Source organism: Paraburkholderia sp. SIMBA_027, assembly GCF_046535315.1.
In the GTDB taxonomy this organism is placed as follows: domain Bacteria; phylum Pseudomonadota; class Gammaproteobacteria; order Burkholderiales; family Burkholderiaceae; genus Paraburkholderia; species Paraburkholderia tropica.
Map to the genome: position 1 here is coordinate 182403 of NZ_JAWRWY010000004.1, position 23194 is coordinate 205596.

Here is a 23194-nt window from a genome sequence, read left to right on the forward strand (position 1 = left end):
GCTGGCATTATGCGGACGACAAAAAAGAATTGATCATGGCACCATCTCATCAGGAGCCGTCATCATGAACGCCCCGCACGCCCCACTTTCCCCGCTCACCGCCGGATCGGCCTCCTTGCAGCACCAATGGCTGCCGTTCACGCCGAACCGCGAATTCAAATCCGCCCCGCAGATGTTCGGGAGCGCCAAGGATCAATACTTCTACGACCTGGACGGGCGGCCGGTTCTCGACGCCGGGTCGGGCCTGTTCACGACGCCCGCCGGACATTGCCGCGCCGAAATCGCCGAAGCCGTGCATGCGCAATTGCTGTCGCTCGACTTTTCGCCGAGCTTCCTGCGCGCCCATCCAAAGTCGTTCGAACTCTCGACTCGCATTGCGCAACTGCTGCCGCAGGGCATCGGGAAGCTGTTCTTCGTCAGCTCGGGTTCCGAGGCGGTCGATACCGCGATGAAAATCTGCCTCGCTTATCAGCGCGCGGTCGGCGCGCCTGGCCGTACGATGTTCGTGTCGCGCGAGCGCGCGTATCACGGCGTGAATTTCGGCGGCGTCGCGCTGTCCGGCATGGTCAACAACCGGCGGGCATTCAGCAACATCGTGCATGGCGTCGTGCACATGCGCGATACCTGGCTGGAGGAAAACCGTTACGTCACGGGCCAGCCCGAACACGGCCGCGAACTCGCGGACGACCTGCTGCGCCTCATCCTTCTCCACGGCGCGGAAAACATCGCAGCCTGTGTCGTCGAACCGATTGCGGGATCGACCGGCGTGCTGGTTCCGCCCAAAGGCTATCTCGAACGGCTGCGCGAAATCTGCACGGCGCACGGCATTCTGCTGGTATTCGACGAGGTGATCTGCGGCTTCGGGCGCACCGGCGAAGCGTTCGCGTCGCAAAGTTTCGGCGTGACGCCCGATCTCATCACCATGGCCAAGGCGATCACCAACGGCGCCGTGCCGATGGCGGCCGTCGCTGTGGCGGATCACGTCCACGACGCGATTGTGAACAGCGCCCCGGACGGCGCGATCGAGTTCTTCCACGGCTATACCTGGTCCGCGCATCCGGTCGCGAGCGCCGCCGCACTCGCCGCGCTCGACATTTATCGCGACGAGCGCCTGTTCGAACGCGCGCAATCGCTTTCCGGCTATTTCCTCGAACAGATCGCAACGCTGGCCGAACTGCCCATCGTCACCGATATACGCGGCTACGGGATGCTCGCGGGAATCGACGTGCAGTCGGACGGCAAGCCCGGACGACGCGGCCATCTGCTGCAACGCAAGCTCTACGACGCGGGCCTGCACCTGAAGACGACCGGCGACTGCGCGATCGTCGCGCCCCAGTTCGTTTTCGATCGCGAACACATCGACCAGACTGTCGACGTCCTGCGCAACACCCTGCTGTCGTTCGGCGCGTGACGCTGGCCGGCACACCGGCCACGCTCGCCTGGCTCGCGTCGATCAGCCTGCTCGCCGGTGTCGCAAAAGGCTTGACGGGGTTCGGCGGCGCGCTCGTGATGGCGCCGCTGTTCGGCCTGCTGCTCGGCCCGGCGGACACGGCCGCCATGATCGTGTTCGTCCACTGCGTGACGTCGTTGCAGGGCATCCGGCAATGGGGCCGCGTCGCACGCTGGCGCTCGATACTCCCGCTCGCGGCCGTCGCGCTCGTCAGCGCGGCGCTCGCGTCGCACTGGATGGCGGGCGCCGATGCGCGCAGGTTGAGGCACGCGACCGCGATCGCCGTACTCGCGATCACCGTGCTCCATATGCGCGGCTGGCGCTGGCGGCACCACGGCAGCGGCATACCGCTCGTCGCCGCCGGCGTCGTGAGCGGCATGCTCACCGCGCTCGCCGGGCTCGGTGGCCCGCCCGCGGTCTACTACTTCGCGGGCATCGATCAGGGACCGGCGCTGCGCGCCAACCTGCTCGGCTATTTTGCAGCGCTGTTCTGCGGCACGGCGCTGCTGTTCGCGATCAGCCATCGCATCACCGTGTCTCACGCAATCACCGGCGTCGGCCTCGCGCCGGCGTTCGCCCTCGGCGTGCTGCTGGGCGAGCGCAGCGGAGCGCGCATGTCGCGCGTCGCGTTCGATCGAATCGTCAGCGGCTTGTTGCTGCTCTCGGGATGCCTTGCGCTCGTCAGCTGACGGCGGGCGTCCAGTTTCCCTCATCGTCATCGAGAATTGTCTCCACTATGAATATTGTCGTAACGGGCGCGAGCGCCGGTTTTGGCGAGGCGATCAGTGCCCGCCTGTGCAACGAAGGTCATCGTGTCTTCGCAACCGCGCGGCGCGCAGACCGGCTTGAGGCCCTCGCCCGGCGCTGCGGCGAACGGCTCGTCGCCAGCACACTCGACGTGCGCGACGCCACAGCAGTCAAGCAGTTCTTCGCCGATATCGAGCGTCAATATGGTGGCATCGACGTACTCGTCAACAATGCCGGCCTGGCGCTCGGCATTGAACCGGCGTATTGCGCGTCGCTGGAAAACTGGGAAGCCATGGTCGATACGAACGTGAAGGGTCTCATGTATTGCACCCACGCGGCCCTCCCCGGCATGGTCGAACGCGATCGCGGCTGGATCTTCAACCTCGGGTCGATTGCCGGCACCTACCCGTATCCGGGCAGCAACGTGTACGGCGCGACGAAGGCGTTCGTCCATCAGTTCAGCCTGAACCTGAGAGCCGATCTGGCGGGCAAGAACGTGCGCGTCACGACAATCGAGCCGGGGCTGTGCGGCGGCACCGAATTCTCGATCACCCGCTTTCAAGGCGACCGCGACCGCGCAAAAGCGCTCTATGACGACACCTCGCCGCTTACCGCGGACGATATCGCCAGCACGATCTCCTGGTTGCTTTCATTGCCGCCCAACGTCAATATCAATGCGATCGAGATGATGCCGACATCGCAGGCGTCAGGGAATTTTCAGGTGGTACGAAAGCCGGCCGAGCAAGACTCAGCGGCATAGCGAACCCTTCAGACATCGGATAGCGCCGCGGTTGCGGCGGCTATCCGAAGAAGTCATGGTATGGCAGCGGTTTTTTATGGCGACGTTACCCGCATCGCGAACCGACTTTGACCTCCGACGCGCGTCGCAATCCGGCTCGTTGCGTTGCCATCAAGCAAATCACTTTTCCAGTGCACCGGCATTGCGCGACACTCCGCTGTCGCGAGTCGTTCACTGATCGACACGACGTCGCGAATGTCCGTACGACCCTCCGTTTTCAGGGTGCGAGACAGGACCGACGCAGGGTTCGCAATCGTTGCAAGCGCTTTGCCGACTGATCCTCGCGAGCTATCAAAACCGCCTCTCGCGAGATCGCTGACTCCGTGCCGGGGCTGGTCGTCGCATCCGGATTCAGTGGTCACGGGTTTGGCGTCGGTCCAGGCGCGGGAAGTGCGATAGCTGCGCTGGTACTCGGCAATCCTCCTCCTATCGATTTGAGTCCATTCCGTTATAGCCGGATCACGGATGGCTCGAAATTGAAACCTCATCCGATATTCTGACAATGCCTTTGGTAGCTAACAGCGCTGCAAATATTGATTGCCGGCCGAGCCCGAAGCGGGTTTGATCGTTATCGGCGAAAACGCGGCCGCACACGTGGCGTCACCATTCGCGGGATCAGAAAAACAGCGGGCCGGCGCCGAATCAACACCGGCCCCCCGATCTCTAACGGCGCGACGCGAGCCGCCTCACGACCGCCACCAGCGCATCAACTTCATCGCAGGTGTTGTAGAACGCGAGCGACGGACGCACGCTCGCTTCGAGACCGAAGCGCCGCAGGATCGGCTGCGCGCAATGATGGCCCGCGCGCACCGCGATACCTTCTTCGCTGAGCGCCTGCCCCACTTCCGCCGTCGTGTAGCCCTTCAGCACGAACGACAGCACACTGGCCTTGTCGCGCGCGGTGCCTATGAGTCGCACGCCGGCAACGGGCGCGAGCACGCTCGTCGCGTAGCCGAGCAGATCGTGCTCGTAGCGCGCGATATTCTCGATGCCGATACGGCTCACGTAGTCGAGCGCCGCGCCCAGCCCCACCGCATCGGCGATATTGCCGGTGCCCGCCTCGAAGCGCGCGGGCGGCCCATGAAACACCGTGCGCTCGAAGGTCACGTCCTCGATCATGTTGCCGCCGCCCTGCCACGGCGGCATCGCTTCGAGCACCTCGCGCTTGCCGTACACCACGCCGATGCCGGTCGGGCCGTAGATCTTGTGGCCCGAGAACACGAAGAAGTCGGCATCAAGCGCCTGCACGTCCACGCGCATGTGCGAGATCGACTGGGCGCCGTCCACGAGCGCCTTCGCGCCCGCGCGATGCGCCAGCTCGACGATCTCGCGCACCGGCACCACCGTCCCCAACGCATTCGACACCTGCGTGACCGACACGATTTTCGTACGATCGCTGAGCAGCTTGCGGTAGTCGTCGAGCAGCACCTGGCCGGAATCGTCGACGGGAATCACGCGCAGACGCGCGCCCTTCTGCGCGGCCAGTTGCTGCCACGGCACGATGTTCGCGTGATGCTCCAGATGCGAGACGATGATCTCGTCGCCCTCGCCCACGTTCTGCGCGCCCCAGCTTTTCGCCACGAGGTTGATCGCCTCGGTGGTGCCGCGCACGAACACGATCTCATCCGGCGACGACGCGTTGATGAAGCGCTGCACGGTCTTGCGCGCATGCTCGTAGGCATCGGTTGCGCGTGCCGCGAGGGCATGCGCGGCGCGATGGATGTTCGAGTTCTCGTGCGCGTAGAAATAGGCGAGCCGGTCGATCACGGCTTGCGGCTTGTGCGTCGTCGCCGCGTTGTCGAACCAGATCAGCGGCTTGCCGTTCACGCGCTCCTGCAAGATCGGGAAATCGCGGCGCACGGCGTTCACATCGAACGGCGGATGCGCGGACGACTTCAGACCGTGCGGCACGGCCGCCTCGCGCTCGTCGACGAAATAGCGCGCGCTTTCGCCGCTTACTCCGCTCACATTGGGTACGCCCACACTGCGCGGTTCGAACACGACGAGATCGCGCAACACGTCGCCGCCGGGCAGACCGAACGCTTGCGGCGAAGCCTGTCCTTGGCCGTGACCATGAACGGGCACGTCGATGTCCTGCGCCCGCCCGTGCCAGCCGTTCTGCGCGCCGTGCAGAAAATAGAACGGCGACGGTCCCGTGGCGGCAGGCGTAGCGGGCGGTGCGTGCGTCGGGCTCGCCGCCTCCTGAACCGGCGGCACGCCGAGCAGCGCTCCGCCCGCACGCGGTTCGAGCGCCGGCGCAATCGACACGGCGGAATCCGGCAGCCCGTTTGCAGCGGCCGCATGCGGCGCGAGCGCGGGTGCGCGATTGCCGAGCGAGAGCACGTGCGTGGGCGCGGACGGCGCGAGATTCAGCCCCGGCGCCTTGCCTTGCGGCGGCGCGAAGCCGGGCACGCCCGTGCCCGTGCCGCCCGGTCCCGCCAGCGGCGAACCGGCCGGCGCGGGATTGCTGACCGACGCGAGGATCGGCGCCGCAGCCGGCAGCGCCGACGGCAAGCCACCCGTCGCGCCGCTGCCCGCGGAAACATCGGGACTCGCGACAACGGGCGCCGACACACCGCTCGTACCGCCCGGCAGCGCGCTGAAGAACGCGTTCGCGAGACTCGCCAGCGTCGCGGGGTCCGGCAAGCCGCCCGGCAACGGCGGATGCTCGACGGCCGCGGGATTAACGGTAGGTGTCGGGATAGTCATGGTACTTGGCGATCTCCACTTCATCGAGGACGGCCAGCGCATCCGGAGAATGCACCGCGAGCGAGCAGTACAACGAGATCAGATACGAAGCGATCGCCTGGTTGTTGATGCCCATGAAGCGGACCGACAGCCCCGGCCCCTGCTCGCCCGCCACACCCGGCTGATAGAGACCGACCACGCCCTGACGCTTGTCGCCCACGCGCAGCAGCAGGATCTTGGTCTTGCCGTCGGCGACCGGCACCTTGTCCGAGGGAATCAGCGGAATGCCGCGCCACGTGAGGAACTGCGAGCCGAACAGGCTGACCGTCGGCGGCGGTACGCCACGGCGCGTGCATTCGCGTCCGAACGCGGCGATCGCGAGCGGATGCGTGAGAAAGAACGCAGGCTCCTTCCACACTTTGGTGAGCAGTTCGTCGAGATCGTCGGGCGTGGGCGCGCCCGTGAGCGGAAAAATGCGCTGATCTTCCTCGACGTTGGCCAGCAGACCGTAATCGGGATTGTTGATCAGCTGGCTCTCCTGCAGCTCCTTGATGGTCTCGATCGTGAGGCGCAGTTGCTCCTTGATCTGATCGTGCGGGCTGCTATAGAGATCGGAAATACGCGTATGCACGTCGAGCACCGTGCTTACCGCGTTCAGGAAATATTCGCGCGGCTGCTCTTCGTACGGCACGAACGTGCGCGGCAAGGTGCCTTCGTCTTCGCGCGCGGTGCAGGCCGCGCGCACGGCTTCGGGATCCTTGACGCGATTCAGGCGATAAATACCCGCTTCGACCGGCACCCATTGCAGCAGGTGCGTCAGCCAGCGCGGCGTGATCGTGGAAAGCTGCGGGACGGTCTTGGTGGCGTTCGCCAACTGACGCGCGGCATTATCGCCAAGCGCCGTCTGACTGCTCAAAGTCGTGGACATGGACAAGGGGCTCCGGTTGCTTAGAACAAAAAACACATTGCTTATGACGAGTGGCGATTATGAAAAGCCACTGTGCGCACTTCAACCGGCTATAGGCGTCAACACGCAGCGCGCACGCGGCGGTGCACGCGTTGCATCAAAAGCAGGTGGAAGAAAAGAAGCGGCTCAGGGGCGCAGGCCGCCTGCTGCGCGCGCGCGTTCGCCCGACACGATCAGCGCCGAACCGGCCAGCAGTTCGGCCACGCCCACGCCGAACGCGAGCGCGAGCTTCTCGACAGTGACGATCGACGCAATCGCGGTCCCGCGCTCGATTTCGCCGATGTAGGTGCGGTTCAGGCCCGCATGTTCGGCGAGGCGCTCCTGCGACCACGCATGCGCCTCGCGCAAACGCCGCACCGTCGCGCCGAAGTCGTGGACGATGCCGTTCATGACGGCACGCCCGCGCTGAGCGCCGCCGATGCGCGCGTTTCGTGACGCGTGATCGCCTGCGTGATGTGCGAGAACGGCGGCACGCTTTCGGTGAGCCAGACGTTGCCGCCGATCACCGCGCCGCGCCCAAGCGTGACGCGGCCGAGGATGGTCGCGCCCGCGTAGATCACGACGTCGTCCTCGACGATCGGATGACGCGCGAGGCCCTTTTCGAGGTTGCCCGCCGCGTCGCGCGGAAAGCGCTTCGCGCCGAGCGTGACCGCCTGATACACGCGCACGCGCTCGCCGATCACGGCCGTTTCGCCGATCACCACGCCGGTGCCGTGGTCGATGAAGAACGCGCTGCCGATCTGAGCACCAGGATGAATATCGATGCCGGTCGCCGCGTGCGCGAGTTCCGAAATGATGCGCGCGAGCAGCGGCAGCCCGAGCCGGTACAACTCGTGCGCGAAGCGGTGATGAATGATCGCGAGCACGCCCGGATAGCAGAGCAGCACCTCGTCCACGCTGCCCGCCGCCGGATCGCCCGTGTAGGCCGCGAGCACGTCGCTGTCGAGCAGCGCGCGGATCTCCGGCAGCCGACGCGCGAATGCCTGCACTGCCGCCGCCGCGCGCGCATCGATGTCCGAACCGGAATCCGCATCGGCGCGCCGCGCCTTGTAGCGCAACTCGAGACGCGCCTGCGCGAGCAAGCCGTGCAGCGCCGCGTCGAGTGCATGGCCCACGTAGAAGTTTTCGCTTTCCTGACGCAGATCGGGCGGCCCGAGCCGCATCGGGAACAGCACGCCCTTGAGCGTTTCGACGACCTGCGCGAGCGCCTCGCGTGCAGGCAGATCGCGCCCGCCCGGTTCGAGCGCGCGCCGCTGGCGCTCGCGCCACTGCTGCCGGACGGCCTGCAGTGCGTCAACGATTTCAGTCACATGAAAAGCGGTCACGCCGGGTCCCTCGTTGTGGTGGTTCTGGATGCGGCGTGCGGGATCGAGTCAGTCCTGCACCCACGGCAAGCCGTGGAAACGCCAGCCATTTTGCCGACCTCGGCGGCGCGTCTCGTCGAGATCGCCCTCGAAGCCCTCGCTTACATTGAACACCTGTGCAAAGCCCGCTTTCGCCGCCGCCTCGGCCGCCTGTGCCGAGCGATTGCCGCTGCGGCACAACAGCACGATCGCGGCGGATTTGCCCGTTTTCGCCTCAAGCTCGCGCACGAAGCGCGGATTGCGCGTGAGGCTCGTGCCCGTCGCCCAGGGCACATGCAGCGTGTCGGGCACTTGTCCGACGAATGCGCGCTCTTCCGCCGTGCGCACGTCGACGAGCACCGCGTCACCCGCTTGATGCAGCGCCCACGCCTGTTGCGGCGTCACGCTGCCCGCGTAGCTCAAACCCGCCGTTTGCGCGGCTTCGCGCGCCGCTTCGAGATCCGCGTGCAGCGGCTTTTCGTGCAATTCCACCGTCATGTGTGCCTCCATGAGAACAGCGGCAACGTGCCGGCCATCCCGGCCGCTGCCGTCTATAGACGTCTGGATTCCACTATGCGAGGAAACTGCATCGCGTCCAACCAAGAAAAGCTGCTATTCAAATACGCGGCGGCGAATCCGGCATCTCGCCACCCGCCGCGCATACGCGAGAGTCAGTATGGAATCCGACACATTGCAATTGAAGTGACTTATTCGTCTTTGCATATATCGCGCACGATCGTCGCGAACGGACGGTCACATCGCAGGTGGCGCGTCAGTGGCCGGGGAAGCCGGGCTGCGCGCGCGCTCGCGATCATCATCGAAGCGTCACCCGCCAACCTGACGATTGGCTATCAGCCGCGTGCCGTGTAACGCCGGATAATAAAACCCCGTCGACCGCGATGCGTCCGCGCACGATGTTTTGTGGCAGGCTTGCGTCACACTCATTAGAAAAATTCCCGCCATGTCCCGCACTTCGCCCTCGACGCGCCCCACGACCGTCCTCGTCTACAGCACCGCGCTGCGCGTCCTTCACTGGCTGACGGCACTCTGCATGTTCGTGGTCATTCCCATTGCCTGGTATATGACGACGATGGACCGTCACGATCCCTCACATGGCGGTTGGGTCAATCTGCACAAATCGATTGGCCTGACCATCTTGCTGCTCACGCTCATTCGCGTCGTTGCGCGTTTGTCAGGATCCGCGCCGCCGCTGCCCGAGCGTATTCCCGCGTTCGAGCAACGGCTCGCGAGCCTCGGTCACGGGCTGCTGTATCTGATCCTCTTCGCCATGCCGGTCAGCGGCTATCTCACTTCGTATGGCGGCGGTCATCTGGTCAACTGGTTCTGGCTCTTCACGCTTCCCTCCGTCATTCCGCAGGACAAGCTGCTGGTGCATCTGGGGGCGACGATCCATTACTGGCTGGCCTACCTGTCCTATCTGCTGATAGCAGGCCATGTGCTAGCCGTGATCTATCATCAGCTGGTCCAGCACATCGATATTCTCGGACGCATGACGGGACGGCGCGATCCGTTGTGATCGAAAAAACGAGGTAAACAAGCTTGACGTCTTCGGGCCGCCAGTAATCCGGGCCGCCATCGAAGCGATGCACTTGCGCCACGCGTTCGCGCTCCGTAAATTCGGCGCAATGATTCACGTACGTGCGCCACGCGCGAGCAGCTTTTCGAAGTGATATCCAGGCGGCGCATCCTCACCGAAATCGTGCGCGGAGAGCAGCGTATAACCGCTATGCGTATAGAGCGAAATGGCTTCCGGCTGACGCGGTCCCGTGCCGAGAAACACGCGCGTATAGCCGAGGCGCGCGGCTTCGTTTTCCAGCTCGCCGAGCACGCGCCGCGCAAGCCCCTGGCGGCGCAGCGCGCGGCTCGCCCAGATGCGTTTGAACTCGGCCGTGCCCGCATCGGCGTGCGGCATGAACGCGCCGCCCGCCACCGCCGTCTCGCCGCGAAGCAGCAGCACGAAAGCGCCCTTGGGCGGTGCAAACAGATCATCGGCGTAGCGCGTCATTTCGTTGCGCAGTTCCTGCGTCGAAATCACATCCTCGTAGCGGCTGCGATATTCGTACTCCAGTTCTTCGAATAGCGGCCGTGCGCGCGGATCGCGCACCGACACGCGCTCGAAACGCTCATCCAGCGCGGATGAAATAGCGATGTCTGCGAATGTCTCGATGCGTTCGCGATTGCCCATGATGGCGTCGTCTCCGGATGTTGTTGGGATGCTCGTCACACTGACACTCGCATTCAAACGACTAGCGCCGCGCGTTCCGCCTCGGCGGCCAGTCCATCGTCCGCTTCGAGGCTGCGAATCACGCGGCGCAGGAAACGCTCGCCGCTCGCCAGCTGATCGAGCGACACGTATTCGTTGGCACGATGCGCCTGTTCGATATGGCCGGGTCCGCACACCACGGTCGGGATACCGGCCTGCGCAAACAGTCCCGCTTCAGTGCCGTAGGCGACCTTGCGCCGCTCGCGCTCGCCGGTCAACGCGCGCACGAGTTGCGTGATCGCCGCTTCCTCGGCGGCATCGAGTCCCGGCGACGACGAAAGCCGCTCGAACTCGATGGCCGCCGCCGGATGCTCGGCGCGCATCCGCGGCAACAGCGTTTCGCGCGCCCACGCTTCGATGCGCCCGATCACTGTCTCCGGCGCCACATTCGGCAGATTGCGGAACTCGAACGAGAAGCGACATTCGGCGGGCACCGTGTTGATCGCATTGCCGCCTTCGATCAGGCTCGTTTGCGCGGTCGTAAACGGCACGTCGAAGAGGTCGTCGAAGGGTCCCTGTTCGCGAAACTGATCAGCAATATCGCGGATATGGCAAATCAGGCGCGCCGCATATTCGATCGCGTTCAGCCCCTTCGGCGTGAGCGAGGAATGCGCCGCGTGGCCACGTACGCAACAGCGATACGTGTGAATGCCCTTGTGCGCGATCACCGTGCGCATGCCAGTCGGCTCGCCGACGATGCAACCGGCGGGCCGCACGCCGCGCCGCTTGAGATCGGCGATCAGATGCGGCGCGCCCACGCATCCGATTTCTTCATCGTACGAGAGCGCGAAGTGCAGCGGCTGCGCGAGGCGCGTCTCGCGAATGTGCGGCAGCAACGCAAGCGCCGTGCCGATAAACCCCTTCATATCGCAGGTGCCGCGACCGAACAGACGCCCGTCACGCACTTCGGGCGCGAAGGGATCGCTGTCCCATTGCTGCCCCGCCACCGGAACAACATCGGTGTGTCCCGAGAGCACGATGCCGCCATCGCGCGCGCCGTCATGCGCGGGCACCGTCGCGAAGAGATTGGCCCAACCCTCGCGCCGGTCGTGCACCAGCGTCGCTTCGATGCCGTGGCGCGCGAGTTCGTCCCGCACGATCTCGATCAGGCCGAGATTCGGCAGATGACTCGTGGTGTCGATTGAAACGAGGCGACGCACCCAGTCGAGCGCCGCGGGCGAAGGTTCATTCGGCGCGGCAGCGAGTGCCTCGCCGGACGATACGAAATTGGACATCGCGATTTCCTGATGACGGACTGCGGGCGAATGCGTGCGCAGACTCAATGCACTTTGGGAAAGCCGTGGCGCTCGGCAAGCAGCGCGAGAATGCGCTGCGGGTCGTTGACGAAGCGCCGCTCGCCGAGCGTTTGGGCGTCGGCGGGCGGCGGCTGTTCGTCGCCGAACACCAGCACGGGCAGACCTTGATGTGCTTCGTCGAGCACCGCAACGACGGCGGCACGCGGTCGCGCGAACGGCACGCGCTTCACGTCGAGTCGCGCCACGCGCGCAGGATCGCTCGCGAGCAGCCCTTCGATTGGCGCACCGTGCGGGCAGATGAATCGTTCGCCGGGATGAGCCGGATCGGAGAAACCGGGCTGGAGCAGAATCAGAAGGTCACGGCTCATACTGAATTGAATTCCTCGTTATATTGATCAGGATAATGAATGATTTTGATGTTTGCGCACGGGTATCGCAACCAGCCATTCGCGAGAACGATATGCCCGCCGTGACTAAGCGATTGAGCGAGCGATCAAGCGACTTCGCGCCGATCACGCGCCACATCCGGCATAGCAACATTCGCCGCCGCTAGTGCATCCCGCGCCCGCCATCCAAGCCGTGGCGCAACGCGCGTAGCCACGTCCTCCAGAATTTGCCGATAGTGCTCGAATGGCAGGTCGTACGGCAATTCGAGGCGCAGCTCGCTCACCTCGGCTAACACGGGATCGGCCTGAAGCGCAGCGACGATCTCCTCCGCGCTGCCGACCAGATCGGGCGCGAACAGCGTGCGGCGTTCGCCGTGCGGCATCAGCGTGCGCGCATGACGGCCCGCTGCATACGCGCGATAGAACTCGCGCGTCGCGGTGCTCGCGCTGTCGAGCGGCACGATGACGCGCCCCAGCGCGATGCGCGGCGGCCGCGCCTCGTGCCAGTTCGCGCGGTACGCCGCGATCTGCCGCAATTGCGCCTCGCGAAAATGGTCGGTGCCCTCGCCCGCCGTGATGTTGCCGATCAGCAGATTGAAGCCGTTGCGCGCCGCCCACTCCACCGAGCGCAGCGAGCCGCCGCCGTACCAGAGACGCTCGGTGAGCCCGGCCGCATACGGCGTCACGCGCGGACGCACCCGGCCCGCCGCCGACTCGACGAAGGTGTCGGCATCGCCGAGCCAATCGCCCGCGAGGTTCTGGCGCAGCCGCGCGATGCGCGCATACGAGAAGTCGATCTGCTGCGGATCGGCATCGAACAAACGCTCGCCGAGCAACGCGCCATGTCCAGGCGCACCGGCGCTCAAGCCCACATTCAATCGCCCGCGCGACAGCACATCGACGCTCGCGAGATCTTCGGCGAGCCTGAACGGATTCTCGTAGCCCATCTGGATCACCGCCGCGCCAAGCCCGATGCGCGCGGTGCGCTGGCTTGCCGCCGCGAGAAACGTCGCCGCCGACGACACCGCGCGTTCGAGATGCCGCTGGCGCACCCAGGCGCTGTCGTAACCAAGCGTCTCGCCCACGGCGAACAGATCGAGCGATTGCTCGATGCCTTCGAACGGCGATTCGTCGCGATAGTTGCCCGGCGTGAGAAAAGCCAGATGGTCGATGCGAATGGCGGCCATACCGTCTCCATGAAAGCCGCGAACGGCGCGCTCAGGCATCGCGCAGTCCGGGCGGATTGGTTTGCGATTGCGTCAGCGCCTCGGGCAGCAGCCCCCAGCGCGCAAGCGAGCTGCGGTACTGCCCCGCGCGGATCACGCCATTGGTGGCGAGCGTGAGAACCGGCGCCAGGCCGCTGTCCTTGCGCGTCGCAACGCCCACGTCCGCGCGCGCGGGCCAGCCCGCGTTGATCTCGCCGACCTTGCGAATGCCGCCTTGCGTGGCCGCTTCGAAAGCGAGCGGCGCATCGGGGTCGAAGATCGCGTCGGCGCGTCCGGACAGCAACGCAAGCCGCGCGGAAGCGCGGTCGTCGAAATACAGCAGCGACGCCGTCTTGACGCCGCGCGCCGCGTTCTGCCGGTTCCATTCGATCAGGATGCGCTCCTGGATCGTCCCCGAATCCGTGACGATGCGCAGGCCCGCGATGTCGGCCGGCGCGCCGATCGCACGAATGGCGCTGTCCTGGCGCACGTAGAACGCGTGCAGTCCCTGGCGGTAACTCGTGAAGTCGAACTTGCGCTTGCGCGCTTCCGTGACGCCGACGTTCGAGATCACCGCGTCGTACTTGCCGGACGCAAGGCCGAGCGGCCAGTCCGGCCACGCCACCGTGACGAGCGCGAGCGACAGGCCGAGCGCGTCGGCGAGCAATTGCGCGTAGTCCGGGTCCGCGCCCACGATCGTGCGCGCGTCGGTCGCGTAAGTGGCGATCGGCGGCGCGAATGGCGCGACCGCCACGGTCAGCGTGCCCGCCTTCGCGAGCGCATATCCGCCGAGCGCCTGGACGGCCTGCGCGTCTTTCGCGGCGCGCGGGCGGCCGCGCTGTTGCGGACTGAAGTCGAAGCGCGTGGCGCTTGAGGCATCGCCCCCGGACGACGCCGCCGCCGCGAACGGCGACGCGCCCAGCGCAGCCAATGCCGTGACGAAACGGCGTCGCCCCGGCCGCATCGCGACGCACGTGCGTCCATCCGTCATCACAGCACCTTCGAGAGAAATTCGCGCGTGCGCGTATGCGACGGATTACTCAGCACCTGCGCGGGCGGCCCCGATTCCACCACGCGACCGCCATCCATGAACACGACCGTGTCCGCCACTTCGCGCGCGAAGCCGATCTCGTGCGTGACGATCACGAGCGTCGTTCCCGAGCGCGCCAACTGACGAATCACGTCGAGCACTTCGTTCACGAGTTCGGGATCGAGCGCGGACGTCGGTTCGTCGAACAACAGCACCTTCGGCTTGAGCGCGAGCGCGCGCGCAATCGCCACGCGTTGCTGCTGGCCGCCGGAAAGCTGGCGCGGCCACGCATCGGCCTTGTCCGCGAGGCCAACCCGCGCGAGCAGCGCACGCGCCTGTGCGGTCGCGATCTCGCGCGGCACGCCCGCCGCGAGCGGCGCTTCGATCACGTTGTCGAGCACGCTCAGATGCGGAAACAGATTGAAGCTCTGGAACACCATGCCGACTTCGGCGCGGCGCTTGAGGATTTCCGCTTCCTTCAATTCGTAAAGCGTGCGGCCTTCGCGTCGATAACCGACGAGTTCGCCATCGATGTCGATGAAGCCGTCGTCCACGCTTTCGAGGTGGTTGATCGTGCGCAGCAGCGTCGACTTGCCCGAGCCCGACTGACCGAGAATCACCGTCACGCTGCCGGACGGCACCGTGAGCGAGATGTTGTCGAGCACTTTCAGCGCGCCAAAACTCCGCGACACGTTATGAATGCCGACCCGCCCGCCCACGCGTTGCTGAGCCCAGCCGGACTCCGCGCCCGCTGCCGCAAGCGCATGCGCCGCTTCCTGCGTGTCGCCACGAAGTTTGCCAAGCGCTGCACCAACGGTACGCGCCACAGATGCCACGCCAACGGCGAGCCAACGGTTGAATCGCGACCGCGCGGGCTGCTCGCGCGTCGCGCCTCGCGCATAGTGACGCTCGATATGCACCTGAATCGCCGAGAGCACGGTGAGTATCACGAGATACCAGATCGTCGCGACCATCAGCAGCGGGATCACTTCGAGATTGCGGTGATAGATGATCTGCACCGTGTAGAACAGATCCGGCATCGCGAGGATATAGACAACCGAGGTGCCTTTCGCAAGTCCGATCACGTCGTTGAAGGCGGTCGGCAACACGGCGCGCATCGCTTGCGGCAGCACGATACGCCATGCCTGGCGCGCATGCGGCAGACCGAGCGCGGCCGCCGCTTCGCGCTGCCCCTGATCGACCGAGAGAATGCCGCCGCGAATCGCTTCGGCGGCGAACGCAGCGTGATTGAGCGTGAGCCCGAGCACGGCCGCGAAGAACGGGCCGATCAGATCCGCCGTGGGCGCTTGCAGCAGCGTGAGATGCGTGAACGGCACGCCGATCCACACGGTCTCGTACAGATAGCCGAGGTTGTTGAGCAAAAGCAGCAGCACGATCGGCGGAATCGAGCGGAACAGCCAGACGAACGCCCACGCGAGCGCCGCTAGCAACGGCGAGCGGGAGAGCCGCGCGAGCGCGATCGGCACCGCGAGCGCAAAGCCGAACGCCGCGCCCAACGCCGTGAGCACGAGCGTGCGGCCAAGTCCTTCGAGCACCGGTCCGGCGAAGAACCACTGCGCGAATACCGACCATTCCCAGCGCGGATTGCCGAGCACCGATTGCAACACGACGCCGATCAGCACGACGGCCAGCACCGTCCCCGCCGTGCGCGCGCGATGGCGCGCAGGCACGACGCGATAGCGCGCATAGTCGGGCGTGCCGGCCGCGTTCGCGGAGGCGTCCAGATGAGTGGTATCGCTCATGGTTTGCGGTTCCTGCTCGTGGAGTCGGTCATCACACCGCGGCGGCGGCGTAGCGGCTTTCGCGACGCGGCAAGCCCAGGTGATCGCGCAGCGTCTCACCCTTGAGACGGCGGTCGTAGCGGCCACGCGCTTCCAGCACGGGGATCACGTGCTTGACGAAGTCGTCGAGCCCTTCGGCCTGCACAGGAAAGCCGAGGATGAAACCATCGGCAGCGCCCGCGTCGAGCCAGCGGATCAACTCGTCGGCAATCTGCTCGCCCGTGCCGAGAAACTGCGTTTTCGGCGTGGCCACTTCGAGCGCCACTTCGCGCAGCGTCGCGCCGCTGCGGCGCGCGTCGGCCTTGATGCGATCGGTGGTCGAACGGAAACTGTTGGTGCCGAGCTCGCCCAGTTCGGGGAACGGCGCATCGAGCGGATACTGCGAAAAGTCGTGGTGCTCGAAGAAGCGGCCCAGATAGGCGAGCGCGTCGTCGATATCGAGCAGATCGCGAATCGCGGCGTACTTCGCTTCGGCTTCTTCGAGCGTCGTGCCCACAATCGGACCGATGCCCGGGAAAATCTTCACGTCAGCGGCATCGCGCCCATGCTCGACCGCGCTTGCGCGCACGCGCTCGGCGAACTCGCGCGTCTCTTCGAGCGAGGGCGAATGCGTGAATACGGCATCGGCGTATTTGCCGGCCAGCGCAATGCCCGACTCCGACGAGCCCGCCTGAAAGATCACCGGCTGCCCTTGAGGCGAGCGCTGGATATTGAGCGGCCCGGCCACTTCGAAGAAACGGCCTTTGTGATTGAGCGTGTGCAGTTTGTCGCGATCGAAGAATTGCCCGCTCGCGCGATTGCGCACGAACGCGTCGTCGTCCCAGCTATCCCACAGACCTTGCACGACGTCGAGATATTCATCGGCGATCTCGTAGCGCAGTTCGTGATCGGGATGTTCGCCGCCATAGTTCTTCGCCGATCCTTCGAGTGGCGACGTCACCACATTCCATCCCGCGCGGCCGCCGCTGATCAGATCGAGCGAAGCGAACTGGCGCGCGACCGTGAACGGATGGCTGTACGACGTCGACAACGTGCCCGCCAGGCCGATTTTCGTGGTCGCCGTCGCGAGCGCCGAGAGAACCGAAATCGGCTCGAAACGGTTGAGAAAATGCGGGATTGATTTTTCGTTGATATACAGCCCGTCCGCGACGAAAGCGAAGGCCACGCCATTGGCTTCGGCCTTTTGCGCGATGCCCGTGACGAAGTCGAGATTGACGCTGGCGTCCGCCGGGCCGCCGGGGTGTTTCCACGCGTTCATGTGACCGCCCGCGCCGTGCAGCATGATGCCGAATGTGAGGTTTCGTTGTGTCATGTTCAGTTCCGTCCAGCGACAGTATGTGAAGTGAAGATCCGATCGACGCCTGTTGCGCGCTCAAATTCAAACGCGCGCGGCGAGCGCGGCGTGGCCCAGCAGTTCATATGACGCGAGCCGCAACGCATAGTCCGCAACGGGCGTGTCGATCACGAATTCCTCGATACCGAAGCGCGCATGCAATGCGTCGAGATCGTCTCGCACGTCCTCGGCGGTTCCGGCAACCACATGCGGATGCAATTCGTCGAGCCGATAATCGGACACGCCGGTTTGCCGCGCGAATTCGGCGGCGGCCTCGGGACTCGGCAAATTCACGCTCTGGCCGGTTGCGAGTTGCAGCTTGAAGATGCGCAACGCCCCCACCTGTTCGCGCGCCTGTTTCGCTGTTTCAGCAGCAAACGCGTAGAGCGCAAGCAGCGGCGCGCGGCCGGTGGCTTCGCGGTAAGCGTCGATGGAACGTTCGATGTTGGCTTCGTCGCCGTTGAAATGACCCGCGTAGCAGAAGGCCCAATCGTGCTCGGCGGCCAGACGCGCGCTTTCGACGCTGCCACCCAGCAAAATGCGCTGCGGCGGCTCGGGCGGCACGGGCAAGGCCACCGCGCCCGCGAGCGGATGATCCTCGGCCACGCCCCATTTCAGGAACGCGTCGAGTTCGGCGAGTTGATGCGGGAAGTCGGGCTTTTTCGTCTTGTCGTGAAACCACTGCAAGGCGCGCGTGGTAAGCGGCAGACCGCCCGGCGCCTTGCCCACGCCGAGATCGACGCGGCCCGGCGCGAGCGCGGCCAGCACGCGAAACGTTTCAGCGACTTTGAAAGGACTGTAATGCTGCAACATCACGCCGCCCGAGCCCACACGCAGCCGCGAAGTATGCGCAAGCAGATGCGAGACCACGATTTCCGGCGCGGAACTCGCAAGCCCCGGCGCGCCGTGATGTTCGGCGATCCAGTAGCGCCGATAACCCAGCGCTTCGGCGCGTTGCGCAAGACGAATCGTGAACTGCAGCGCCTCGTGCGCATTCGCGCCTTCGGCGATCGGACTCTTGTCGAGTATCGAAAGGGACCAGGACATGTCACTCCCTTCCCGCGCGCTCATGCACGCGGATGAAAGATTGCGGAAACGCACTCACACCCCGCCGGACATTATGTCCACCGCAAGTCATCAGGCGTACGACTGATTTCTGCTATGCATTGCAGAAACGGCCTGTGCGTGGATTGCGCATAATTTTCGTATTGCTTAAAACTGGTAGCGCGCTCGCAGATAATAAAAACCGCCATTCACGCCGATCGTGGAGGCGAACGCGTCGTACTGCGCGCCTTCTAGTTGCGCTTCATAGGGCAGCTTCGACGGATAGACATCGAAGAGATTGTTCGCGCCCACCGCGATCTGGAATTTCTTCGTCACGTCGTAGCGCACTTCCACGTCGGTCACGTAACGCGCCGCGTTTTCGAAGTGAATGAACTGCGTGGTGGAAAATGCATTCGGTCCGACGATATAAGTCTCTTCACCCGAGGTCGTGCCAAAACGCGTTTCGTGAATCGCCACAGCCCATTTGTCGCGATGCCATGTGCCGCCGATAATGATCTTGTTCTTCGGCGTCGACGTCGTGAGCCAGCCGACCTGCTGCGCATTGAGCACCGGGCCGCCGTTCGCGTTGGTCGCCATGTGCGTGATCGACGTCGTATTCAGATTGACGCCGAGATCCCAGTCCACCTGCCCCCAGCGGCCGAATGCCGTGTGCCACGCGCCCATGAGGTCGATACCGCGCGTACGCGTGCTCGCGCCATTGGTGAAATAGCTCGCCGATACCGCCGACACCGGCACCGAAGAAGGCACCGACAATCCGGCCGCTTCCATCGCCGCAATTGCGTCGGCGCCCGACGCCGTTCCACCCAACACGATGCGATTGCGGATATCCACCTGATACGCATCGAGCGTCAGATGCAGATTGTCCACGGGCGTGAGCACGAAGCCGACGTTGTAGTTCGTCGACTGTTCGGACTTGAGCTGCTGCGCGCCGATAAGCTTCGCCGCCGCCGAATTCGCCGCGAGCAAACCGCTCGCCGACGCCGGCGACTCATTGATATTGGTGTAATACTCCTCGGCGAGCGACGGCGCGCGGAAACCCGAGCTGACGCTGCCGCGAATCGCGAAGCGCGGCGTGAAGTCGTAGCGCGTGGAGATCTTGCCGTTGGTGGTGTCACCCACGTCGTTATAGTGCTCGTAGCGGCCCGCGAGATCGATCTGCCACTTCGGCGTGATATGCGTCGACAAGTCGATATACGTGCCGATCACGTTGCGCGACACGTCGGCCGCGCTGACCGGCGAAAGACCCGGCAGAGCCTGTGAGCCACCGTACGCGTAGGAATACGGATCGCCTGCCCCGACCGAATACGTCTCGCGGCGCTGCTCGAAGCCGAACGACACCTGCACCGGCGCGGGCAGCAGCGGCAACTGGAATGCCCGCGAAAAGTCGATGTTGTTGGTGAGCTGCGTATTGCTCACCGTCGACAGATGGAAATTCGTGGGCGTGTAGCCAATCGCGTCGTAGAGCCCGGTATTGGCCGAATCGACCATACCGATGTTCGCGTGATCGCCGCCGTAAGTCGTGCTCAGATCCCACGACCAGCCGAACAGATTCTCGCCCTTCACGCCTGCCGTGACCGAAAAATCGTTCTCGCTGATTGTCTCTTGCGGCGTGAAGCCGTTCGGATAAATTTCGGGCAGCACCGAAGGCGGGCGATAGTTCTGGTAGGCGCTGGCGTTGCGATGCGCATAGGTACCGAATCCATAGAGTTCGACATCGTCGCTGAGCGAATAGCCCGCGTTGAAACCCACCGACTGACGCGTACTCGACGGATCGCCTTCGATGGGATTGTAGTAACCGTGCCCCGGTGCGAAGGTGCCGAAATAGTCGTCGGGACCGGTCCGCACCGTGTGATTCTGGCGCGCGTATTCGGCGGCGAGATCCAGGAAACCTCGATCGCCGAGATTGAAGCCGAGATTCGCCGACTCGGTGTTTTTCAACCCATCGCCCGCATAGGTCTGACCGGTCGTGCTCTGCACCTCGCCGCCCTGCGACTTGCGTTTAAGAATGATATTGATGACGCCCGCGATAGCGTCGGAACCATATTGAGCGGCGGCCCCGTCGCGCAGAATCTCGATGTGATCGATCAGCGCTACCGGAATCATGTCGATATCGACGCCGGTCGAGCCTTCGTTCAAGCCACCGTCCAGCGCGATATTCGCAGTGCTGTGCCGACGTTTTCCGTTCATGAGCACCAGCACGTGATCGGGGCTCAGGCCGTGCAGCGACAGCGCGTCGGTGAGCACGGCGGCGTCGCCCGCGTAGGTCTCGCGCACGATGGCGGGCGAGAGTTGAACCAGCGCGTCGCGCAGATTGCTCTGACCGGTCTGCTGAAGACGCGCGCCACTAATCACGTCCACGGGCGTCAGGCTCTTGCTCGCCTTGGTGTCCGTACGCGTGCCCGTCACGACAACGGTGTCTTGCTGCACGGTATCGCCGCCGCGTGCGGTCGTCGTCTGCGCAGGCGAAGCCGACTGCGTGGATTGCGCCGGTTGCGTGATGCCGGTATCACCCTCGGGCGTGGCCGGCGTGGTTTGCGCCCATGCCGCGCCGTGGCACGCCAGCGCAAGAGCGGCAAGAGCCAGGGTCTTCATGCGCAAGCCGGGCGCAGCCGTCCCGAATCGGGCGGCCTGTCTTTTTGTCAGTGCATGCATCGGTAATCCAGTTGGCAAAGAGCGTTGGGTTACGGTTACGGGAGTCCGGCGGGCATGCGCGCACCCTCGCCTTCGACCGGACGAGTCCGATTAGAAAAGGATGACTAATCAAATTGATTGAAGCGCGCGAATACCGTGACGGCGATCGGCTTATGTGCTTGAAACGAAATGGAGATGCGTATTGACGTGCAGTGTGCGCGACACCGTGACTTCCCTGAAAAGACGCATTATTTTCATTTTGATCTGCATGACTCATCAATCTTACGTTAAGATTACGCCAGCATTCTATGTGTCCGTGCTGGTTTGTTTCAGTGCGTGAAAAAGATAACAGTCATGCTGCACATCAATTAAACAATCATTTTGCGCATGGTTATTCCGCGTAAGCGCTATTCATAATCGTTAATTCAAGTGCGATGCGCGGTTCGCCGCTCGGGCGCGAATCAAGGCGTTGAAAAAGCAAACGGCGCGCCTATGACGGCACGCCGTTCGTTACTGCGAAGTCTTCAGGATGCGCGCTGCTTAAATCACCTGTGCCATGCGCGCAAACGCTCACTCACGTTTTCGGCAATCCTGGCGGATTTGTCGCCGAATGAGCAATCCCTTCCGACTGCAAATTCCAGCGCGTGAGCACCTGCCCATACTTGCCACTCTGGATCAGGTCGTTCAGCACCTGCGTGAGCGGTACAGCGAGACCACTTCCTTTGCGTGTGGTGATGGCCACCTCGGCCGTGCGCGGCCAGCCGCCGCTAACCGTGCCCACCAGCCGCGTTTTCCCCTGTACCGCGGACTGCCACGCCAGCACGGCGTTCACACTGAATATCGCATCGGCGCGCCCGGCTTGCAGCGCGACAGTGCGCACCGCATCGTCGTCGTAATACTGCACGGTGAGCGGCTTCAAACCATGTGCAATATTTTCCTTGTTCCATTCGAGCAGGACCTTTTCCTGATTCGTGCCCGCATCGGTAATCACACGCAACCCCGCCACATCCTTCGGCTCGCGAATCGTCTTGATCGGGCTGCCGGTGCGCACATAAAAGCCCAGTTCGTCGCGGCGATACGTCGAGAAGTCGAACTTCTCCTTGCGCTCCTCCGTCACGGTCACGTTCGACACCACCGCATCGACTTTTCCAGACTGCAACGCAAGCGGCCAATCGGGCCACGCAAGCGTCACGAGCCGCAGTTTGCGTCCAAGACCGTCGGCGACCACCTGCGAGAGATCCGGATCGAAGCCGACCACGGTGCGTGCGTCGGTGGCATAGGCGCTGATCGGCGGCAGCGCGGGTACGATGCCGATCGTGAGCGTGTCCTTCTCCGCGAACGCAAAACCCGGCGGCACCGCCTTGATGGCTGCGGCGTCGGCGCTGGCGCGAGGACGTCCGTGCTGCTCGGGGCTCAGATCGAATTGTTCGGCAGCCCACGTACTGGTCGCGAGTACCGCACCGAGACCGAGCGTGAGCGCGCCGCCCAGCAGCGCAAGCTTCTTTTTGAATGTCATGTTCGAAGGAAGAATGAAGTGGACGATGGACCGCTTACTGGCGTGCGCCAAGCGGTTCGCGAGCGCGCAGATCGTCGAGCGAATCGACATCGCCCGGTCTGCGCAAATCCTTGCCGAACGGCAACCGCACATGAATCTCCGGCGCGATCGCGCGATCGAAAAGCGGCACGTAGTGTGTGTCGAAGTAGAGTCCCCAGGCTTCGGGTTGTCTGAAACCCGTCGTCAAATAAATGCGGCGATAACCGAGATGTACCGCGCGCGCTTCCAGTTCTTCGACGACCCGGCGCGCAATGCCTTTTCGCCGCTGGCTTTCGTGCGTCCAGATGCGTTTGAGTTCGGCCGTATGCGCGTCATAGCGCTTGAACGCGCCGCCGCCGACAATTTCTCCCTCGTGTTCGACGAGAATGAACGCGCCATCCGGCGGCGCGAACAACGCGGCCGGATAGCGCGCCAGTTCCTGCGCCGCCGATGCCTCGCTGTCGCTGCGAAATTCGCGGTATCGCGTCGCGTACTCGTGTTGCAAACCGTCGAGCAACGGCTTGGCCAGCGCGTCGAGCGGTGTAGTGTCGATGATTCGGTAGCTCATAAAGAATCGTCCGGGGAATGACGCCGCTGTTCTTTTCAAGTTCGGTCTGACGCAGACAAGGTTATCCGTTGACTGCGCAGCCATTAACCAAGCAATTCGAATAACG

The 23194-nt window shown here is 64.2% G+C and carries 20 protein-coding genes; 4 read left to right on the forward strand and 16 right to left on the reverse strand.

Annotated features, from left to right (window positions below; genetic code table 11):
* Positions 1 to 64: 64 nt before the first annotated feature.
* The 3 genes from SB764_RS08870 to SB764_RS08880 are packed head-to-tail and all read left to right on the forward strand — an operon-like array spanning position 65 to position 2957.
* Complete coding sequence (locus SB764_RS08870) at positions 65 to 1411, forward strand: aminotransferase class III-fold pyridoxal phosphate-dependent enzyme (protein ID WP_183716761.1); 1347 nt, start codon at positions 65 to 67, stop codon at positions 1409 to 1411.
* Positions 1408 to 2139, forward strand: a complete 732-nt coding sequence (locus SB764_RS08875; protein ID WP_410863267.1) for a sulfite exporter TauE/SafE family protein — start codon at positions 1408 to 1410, stop codon at positions 2137 to 2139. The genes SB764_RS08870 and SB764_RS08875 overlap by 4 nt, the downstream gene beginning before the upstream one ends.
* A 47-nt stretch (positions 2140 to 2186) precedes the next feature.
* Positions 2187 to 2957 (forward strand): SDR family NAD(P)-dependent oxidoreductase, encoded by a 771-nt coding sequence (locus SB764_RS08880; protein ID WP_183039579.1) that lies wholly within the window; start codon positions 2187 to 2189, stop codon positions 2955 to 2957.
* Between the two features lie 702 nt (positions 2958 to 3659).
* Here the strand turns inward: SB764_RS08880 and SB764_RS08885 are convergent.
* The 5 genes from SB764_RS08885 to SB764_RS08905 form a co-directional block, all read right to left on the reverse strand.
* The gene (locus tag SB764_RS08885) at positions 3660 to 5705 is read right to left on the reverse strand and encodes a family 2A encapsulin nanocompartment cargo protein cysteine desulfurase (protein ID WP_410863269.1); all 2046 of its coding nucleotides are present in this window, start codon (positions 5703 to 5705) and stop codon (positions 3660 to 3662) included.
* Positions 5680 to 6612: a family 2A encapsulin nanocompartment shell protein gene (locus SB764_RS08890; protein WP_065060491.1), complete on the reverse strand. Its 933-nt coding sequence runs from the start codon at positions 6610 to 6612 to the stop codon at positions 5680 to 5682. Before SB764_RS08890 ends, SB764_RS08885 begins: the two co-directional genes overlap by 26 nt.
* A gap of 165 nt (positions 6613 to 6777) precedes the next feature.
* Positions 6778 to 7041, reverse strand: coding sequence for a helix-turn-helix domain-containing protein (locus SB764_RS08895; RefSeq protein ID WP_074986095.1), 264 nt, complete (start codon positions 7039 to 7041; stop codon positions 6778 to 6780).
* Entirely contained in the window at positions 7038 to 7976 is a 939-nt protein-coding gene (gene epsC, locus SB764_RS08900) for a serine O-acetyltransferase EpsC (protein ID WP_065060489.1), read from the reverse strand. Before epsC ends, SB764_RS08895 begins: the two co-directional genes overlap by 4 nt.
* Before the next feature lie 48 nt (positions 7977 to 8024).
* The gene (locus tag SB764_RS08905) at positions 8025 to 8492 is read right to left on the reverse strand and encodes a rhodanese-like domain-containing protein (protein WP_065060488.1); all 468 of its coding nucleotides are present in this window, start codon (positions 8490 to 8492) and stop codon (positions 8025 to 8027) included.
* A 463-nt stretch (positions 8493 to 8955) separates the two neighbouring features.
* On the opposite strand from SB764_RS08905, the gene SB764_RS08910 reads away from it, so the two are divergent.
* Complete coding sequence (locus SB764_RS08910) at positions 8956 to 9531, forward strand: cytochrome b (RefSeq protein WP_410863272.1); 576 nt, start codon at positions 8956 to 8958, stop codon at positions 9529 to 9531.
* Between the two features lie 114 nt (positions 9532 to 9645).
* Here SB764_RS08910 and SB764_RS08915 read toward each other — a convergent pair whose 3' ends face one another.
* The 11 genes from SB764_RS08915 to SB764_RS08965 all read right to left on the reverse strand — a co-directional run bounded on the left by SB764_RS08915 (position 9646) and on the right by SB764_RS08965 (position 23088).
* A complete protein-coding gene (locus tag SB764_RS08915) occupies positions 9646 to 10200 on the reverse strand; it encodes a GNAT family N-acetyltransferase (protein ID WP_321902497.1) in 555 nt (184 codons plus the stop codon).
* 53 nt (positions 10201 to 10253) lie between these two features.
* The gene (gene argE, locus SB764_RS08920; RefSeq protein ID WP_074986278.1) at positions 10254 to 11513 is read right to left on the reverse strand and encodes an acetylornithine deacetylase; all 1260 of its coding nucleotides are present in this window, start codon (positions 11511 to 11513) and stop codon (positions 10254 to 10256) included.
* Between the two features lie 44 nt (positions 11514 to 11557).
* Positions 11558 to 11902 carry a DUF3088 domain-containing protein gene (locus SB764_RS08925; RefSeq protein WP_065060485.1) on the reverse strand — a complete coding sequence of 115 codons (345 nt, stop codon included), beginning with the start codon at positions 11900 to 11902 and terminating at the stop codon, positions 11558 to 11560.
* A 125-nt stretch (positions 11903 to 12027) separates the two neighbouring features.
* Positions 12028 to 13107 (reverse strand): LLM class flavin-dependent oxidoreductase, encoded by a 1080-nt coding sequence (locus SB764_RS08930; protein ID WP_065060484.1) that lies wholly within the window; start codon positions 13105 to 13107, stop codon positions 12028 to 12030.
* Between the two features lie 31 nt (positions 13108 to 13138).
* A complete protein-coding gene (locus SB764_RS08935) occupies positions 13139 to 14116 on the reverse strand; it encodes an ABC transporter substrate-binding protein (RefSeq protein ID WP_410863275.1) in 978 nt (325 codons plus the stop codon).
* Positions 14116 to 15918: an amino acid ABC transporter permease/ATP-binding protein gene (locus SB764_RS08940; protein ID WP_343666856.1), complete on the reverse strand. Its 1803-nt coding sequence runs from the start codon at positions 15916 to 15918 to the stop codon at positions 14116 to 14118. The genes SB764_RS08935 and SB764_RS08940 overlap by 1 nt, the downstream gene beginning before the upstream one ends.
* A gap of 31 nt (positions 15919 to 15949) precedes the next feature.
* Positions 15950 to 17269: an LLM class flavin-dependent oxidoreductase gene (locus SB764_RS08945; protein ID WP_410863277.1), complete on the reverse strand. Its 1320-nt coding sequence runs from the start codon at positions 17267 to 17269 to the stop codon at positions 15950 to 15952.
* 66 nt (positions 17270 to 17335) lie between these two features.
* The gene (locus SB764_RS08950) at positions 17336 to 18337 is read right to left on the reverse strand and encodes an LLM class flavin-dependent oxidoreductase (protein ID WP_176081545.1); all 1002 of its coding nucleotides are present in this window, start codon (positions 18335 to 18337) and stop codon (positions 17336 to 17338) included.
* Positions 18338 to 18502: 165 nt separating this feature from the next.
* Positions 18503 to 20947, reverse strand: a complete 2445-nt coding sequence (locus SB764_RS08955) for a TonB-dependent receptor plug domain-containing protein (RefSeq protein WP_410863279.1) — start codon at positions 20945 to 20947, stop codon at positions 18503 to 18505.
* Positions 20948 to 21560: 613 nt separating this feature from the next.
* Entirely contained in the window at positions 21561 to 22502 is a 942-nt protein-coding gene (locus SB764_RS08960; RefSeq protein ID WP_080180391.1) for an ABC transporter substrate-binding protein, read from the reverse strand.
* Positions 22503 to 22536: 34 nt separating this feature from the next.
* Positions 22537 to 23088, reverse strand: a complete 552-nt coding sequence (locus SB764_RS08965) for a GNAT family N-acetyltransferase (RefSeq protein WP_110328689.1) — start codon at positions 23086 to 23088, stop codon at positions 22537 to 22539.
* Between the last annotated feature and the right edge of the window lie 106 nt (positions 23089 to 23194).

What these genes read in the sequence shown, in the direction of transcription:
- SB764_RS08870 (WP_183716761.1), top strand. Translation starts at nt 65, where the DNA reads ATGAACGCCCCGCACGCCCCACTTTCCCCGCTCACCGCCGGATCGGCC.
- SB764_RS08880 (WP_183039579.1), top strand. Translation starts at nt 2,187, where the DNA reads ATGAATATTGTCGTAACGGGCGCGAGCGCCGGTTTTGGCGAGGCGATC.
- SB764_RS08885 (WP_410863269.1), bottom strand. Translation starts at nt 5,705, where the DNA reads ATGACTATCCCGACACCTACCGTTAATCCCGCGGCCGTCGAGCATCCG.
- SB764_RS08890 (WP_065060491.1), bottom strand. Translation starts at nt 6,612, where the DNA reads ATGTCCACGACTTTGAGCAGTCAGACGGCGCTTGGCGATAATGCCGCG.
- SB764_RS08895 (WP_074986095.1), bottom strand. Translation starts at nt 7,041, where the DNA reads ATGAACGGCATCGTCCACGACTTCGGCGCGACGGTGCGGCGTTTGCGC.
- SB764_RS08905 (WP_065060488.1), bottom strand. Translation starts at nt 8,492, where the DNA reads ATGACGGTGGAATTGCACGAAAAGCCGCTGCACGCGGATCTCGAAGCG.
- SB764_RS08910 (WP_410863272.1), top strand. Translation starts at nt 8,956, where the DNA reads ATGTCCCGCACTTCGCCCTCGACGCGCCCCACGACCGTCCTCGTCTAC.
- SB764_RS08915 (WP_321902497.1), bottom strand. Translation starts at nt 10,200, where the DNA reads ATGGGCAATCGCGAACGCATCGAGACATTCGCAGACATCGCTATTTCA.
- argE (WP_074986278.1), bottom strand. Translation starts at nt 11,513, where the DNA reads ATGTCCAATTTCGTATCGTCCGGCGAGGCACTCGCTGCCGCGCCGAAT.
- SB764_RS08925 (WP_065060485.1), bottom strand. Translation starts at nt 11,902, where the DNA reads ATGAGCCGTGACCTTCTGATTCTGCTCCAGCCCGGTTTCTCCGATCCG.
- SB764_RS08930 (WP_065060484.1), bottom strand. Translation starts at nt 13,107, where the DNA reads ATGGCCGCCATTCGCATCGACCATCTGGCTTTTCTCACGCCGGGCAAC.
- SB764_RS08935 (WP_410863275.1), bottom strand. Translation starts at nt 14,116, where the DNA reads ATGACGGATGGACGCACGTGCGTCGCGATGCGGCCGGGGCGACGCCGT.
- SB764_RS08940 (WP_343666856.1), bottom strand. Translation starts at nt 15,918, where the DNA reads ATGAGCGATACCACTCATCTGGACGCCTCCGCGAACGCGGCCGGCACG.
- SB764_RS08945 (WP_410863277.1), bottom strand. Translation starts at nt 17,269, where the DNA reads ATGACACAACGAAACCTCACATTCGGCATCATGCTGCACGGCGCGGGC.
- SB764_RS08950 (WP_176081545.1), bottom strand. Translation starts at nt 18,337, where the DNA reads ATGTCCTGGTCCCTTTCGATACTCGACAAGAGTCCGATCGCCGAAGGC.
- SB764_RS08955 (WP_410863279.1), bottom strand. Translation starts at nt 20,947, where the DNA reads ATGAAGACCCTGGCTCTTGCCGCTCTTGCGCTGGCGTGCCACGGCGCG.
- SB764_RS08960 (WP_080180391.1), bottom strand. Translation starts at nt 22,502, where the DNA reads ATGACATTCAAAAAGAAGCTTGCGCTGCTGGGCGGCGCGCTCACGCTC.
- SB764_RS08965 (WP_110328689.1), bottom strand. Translation starts at nt 23,088, where the DNA reads ATGAGCTACCGAATCATCGACACTACACCGCTCGACGCGCTGGCCAAG.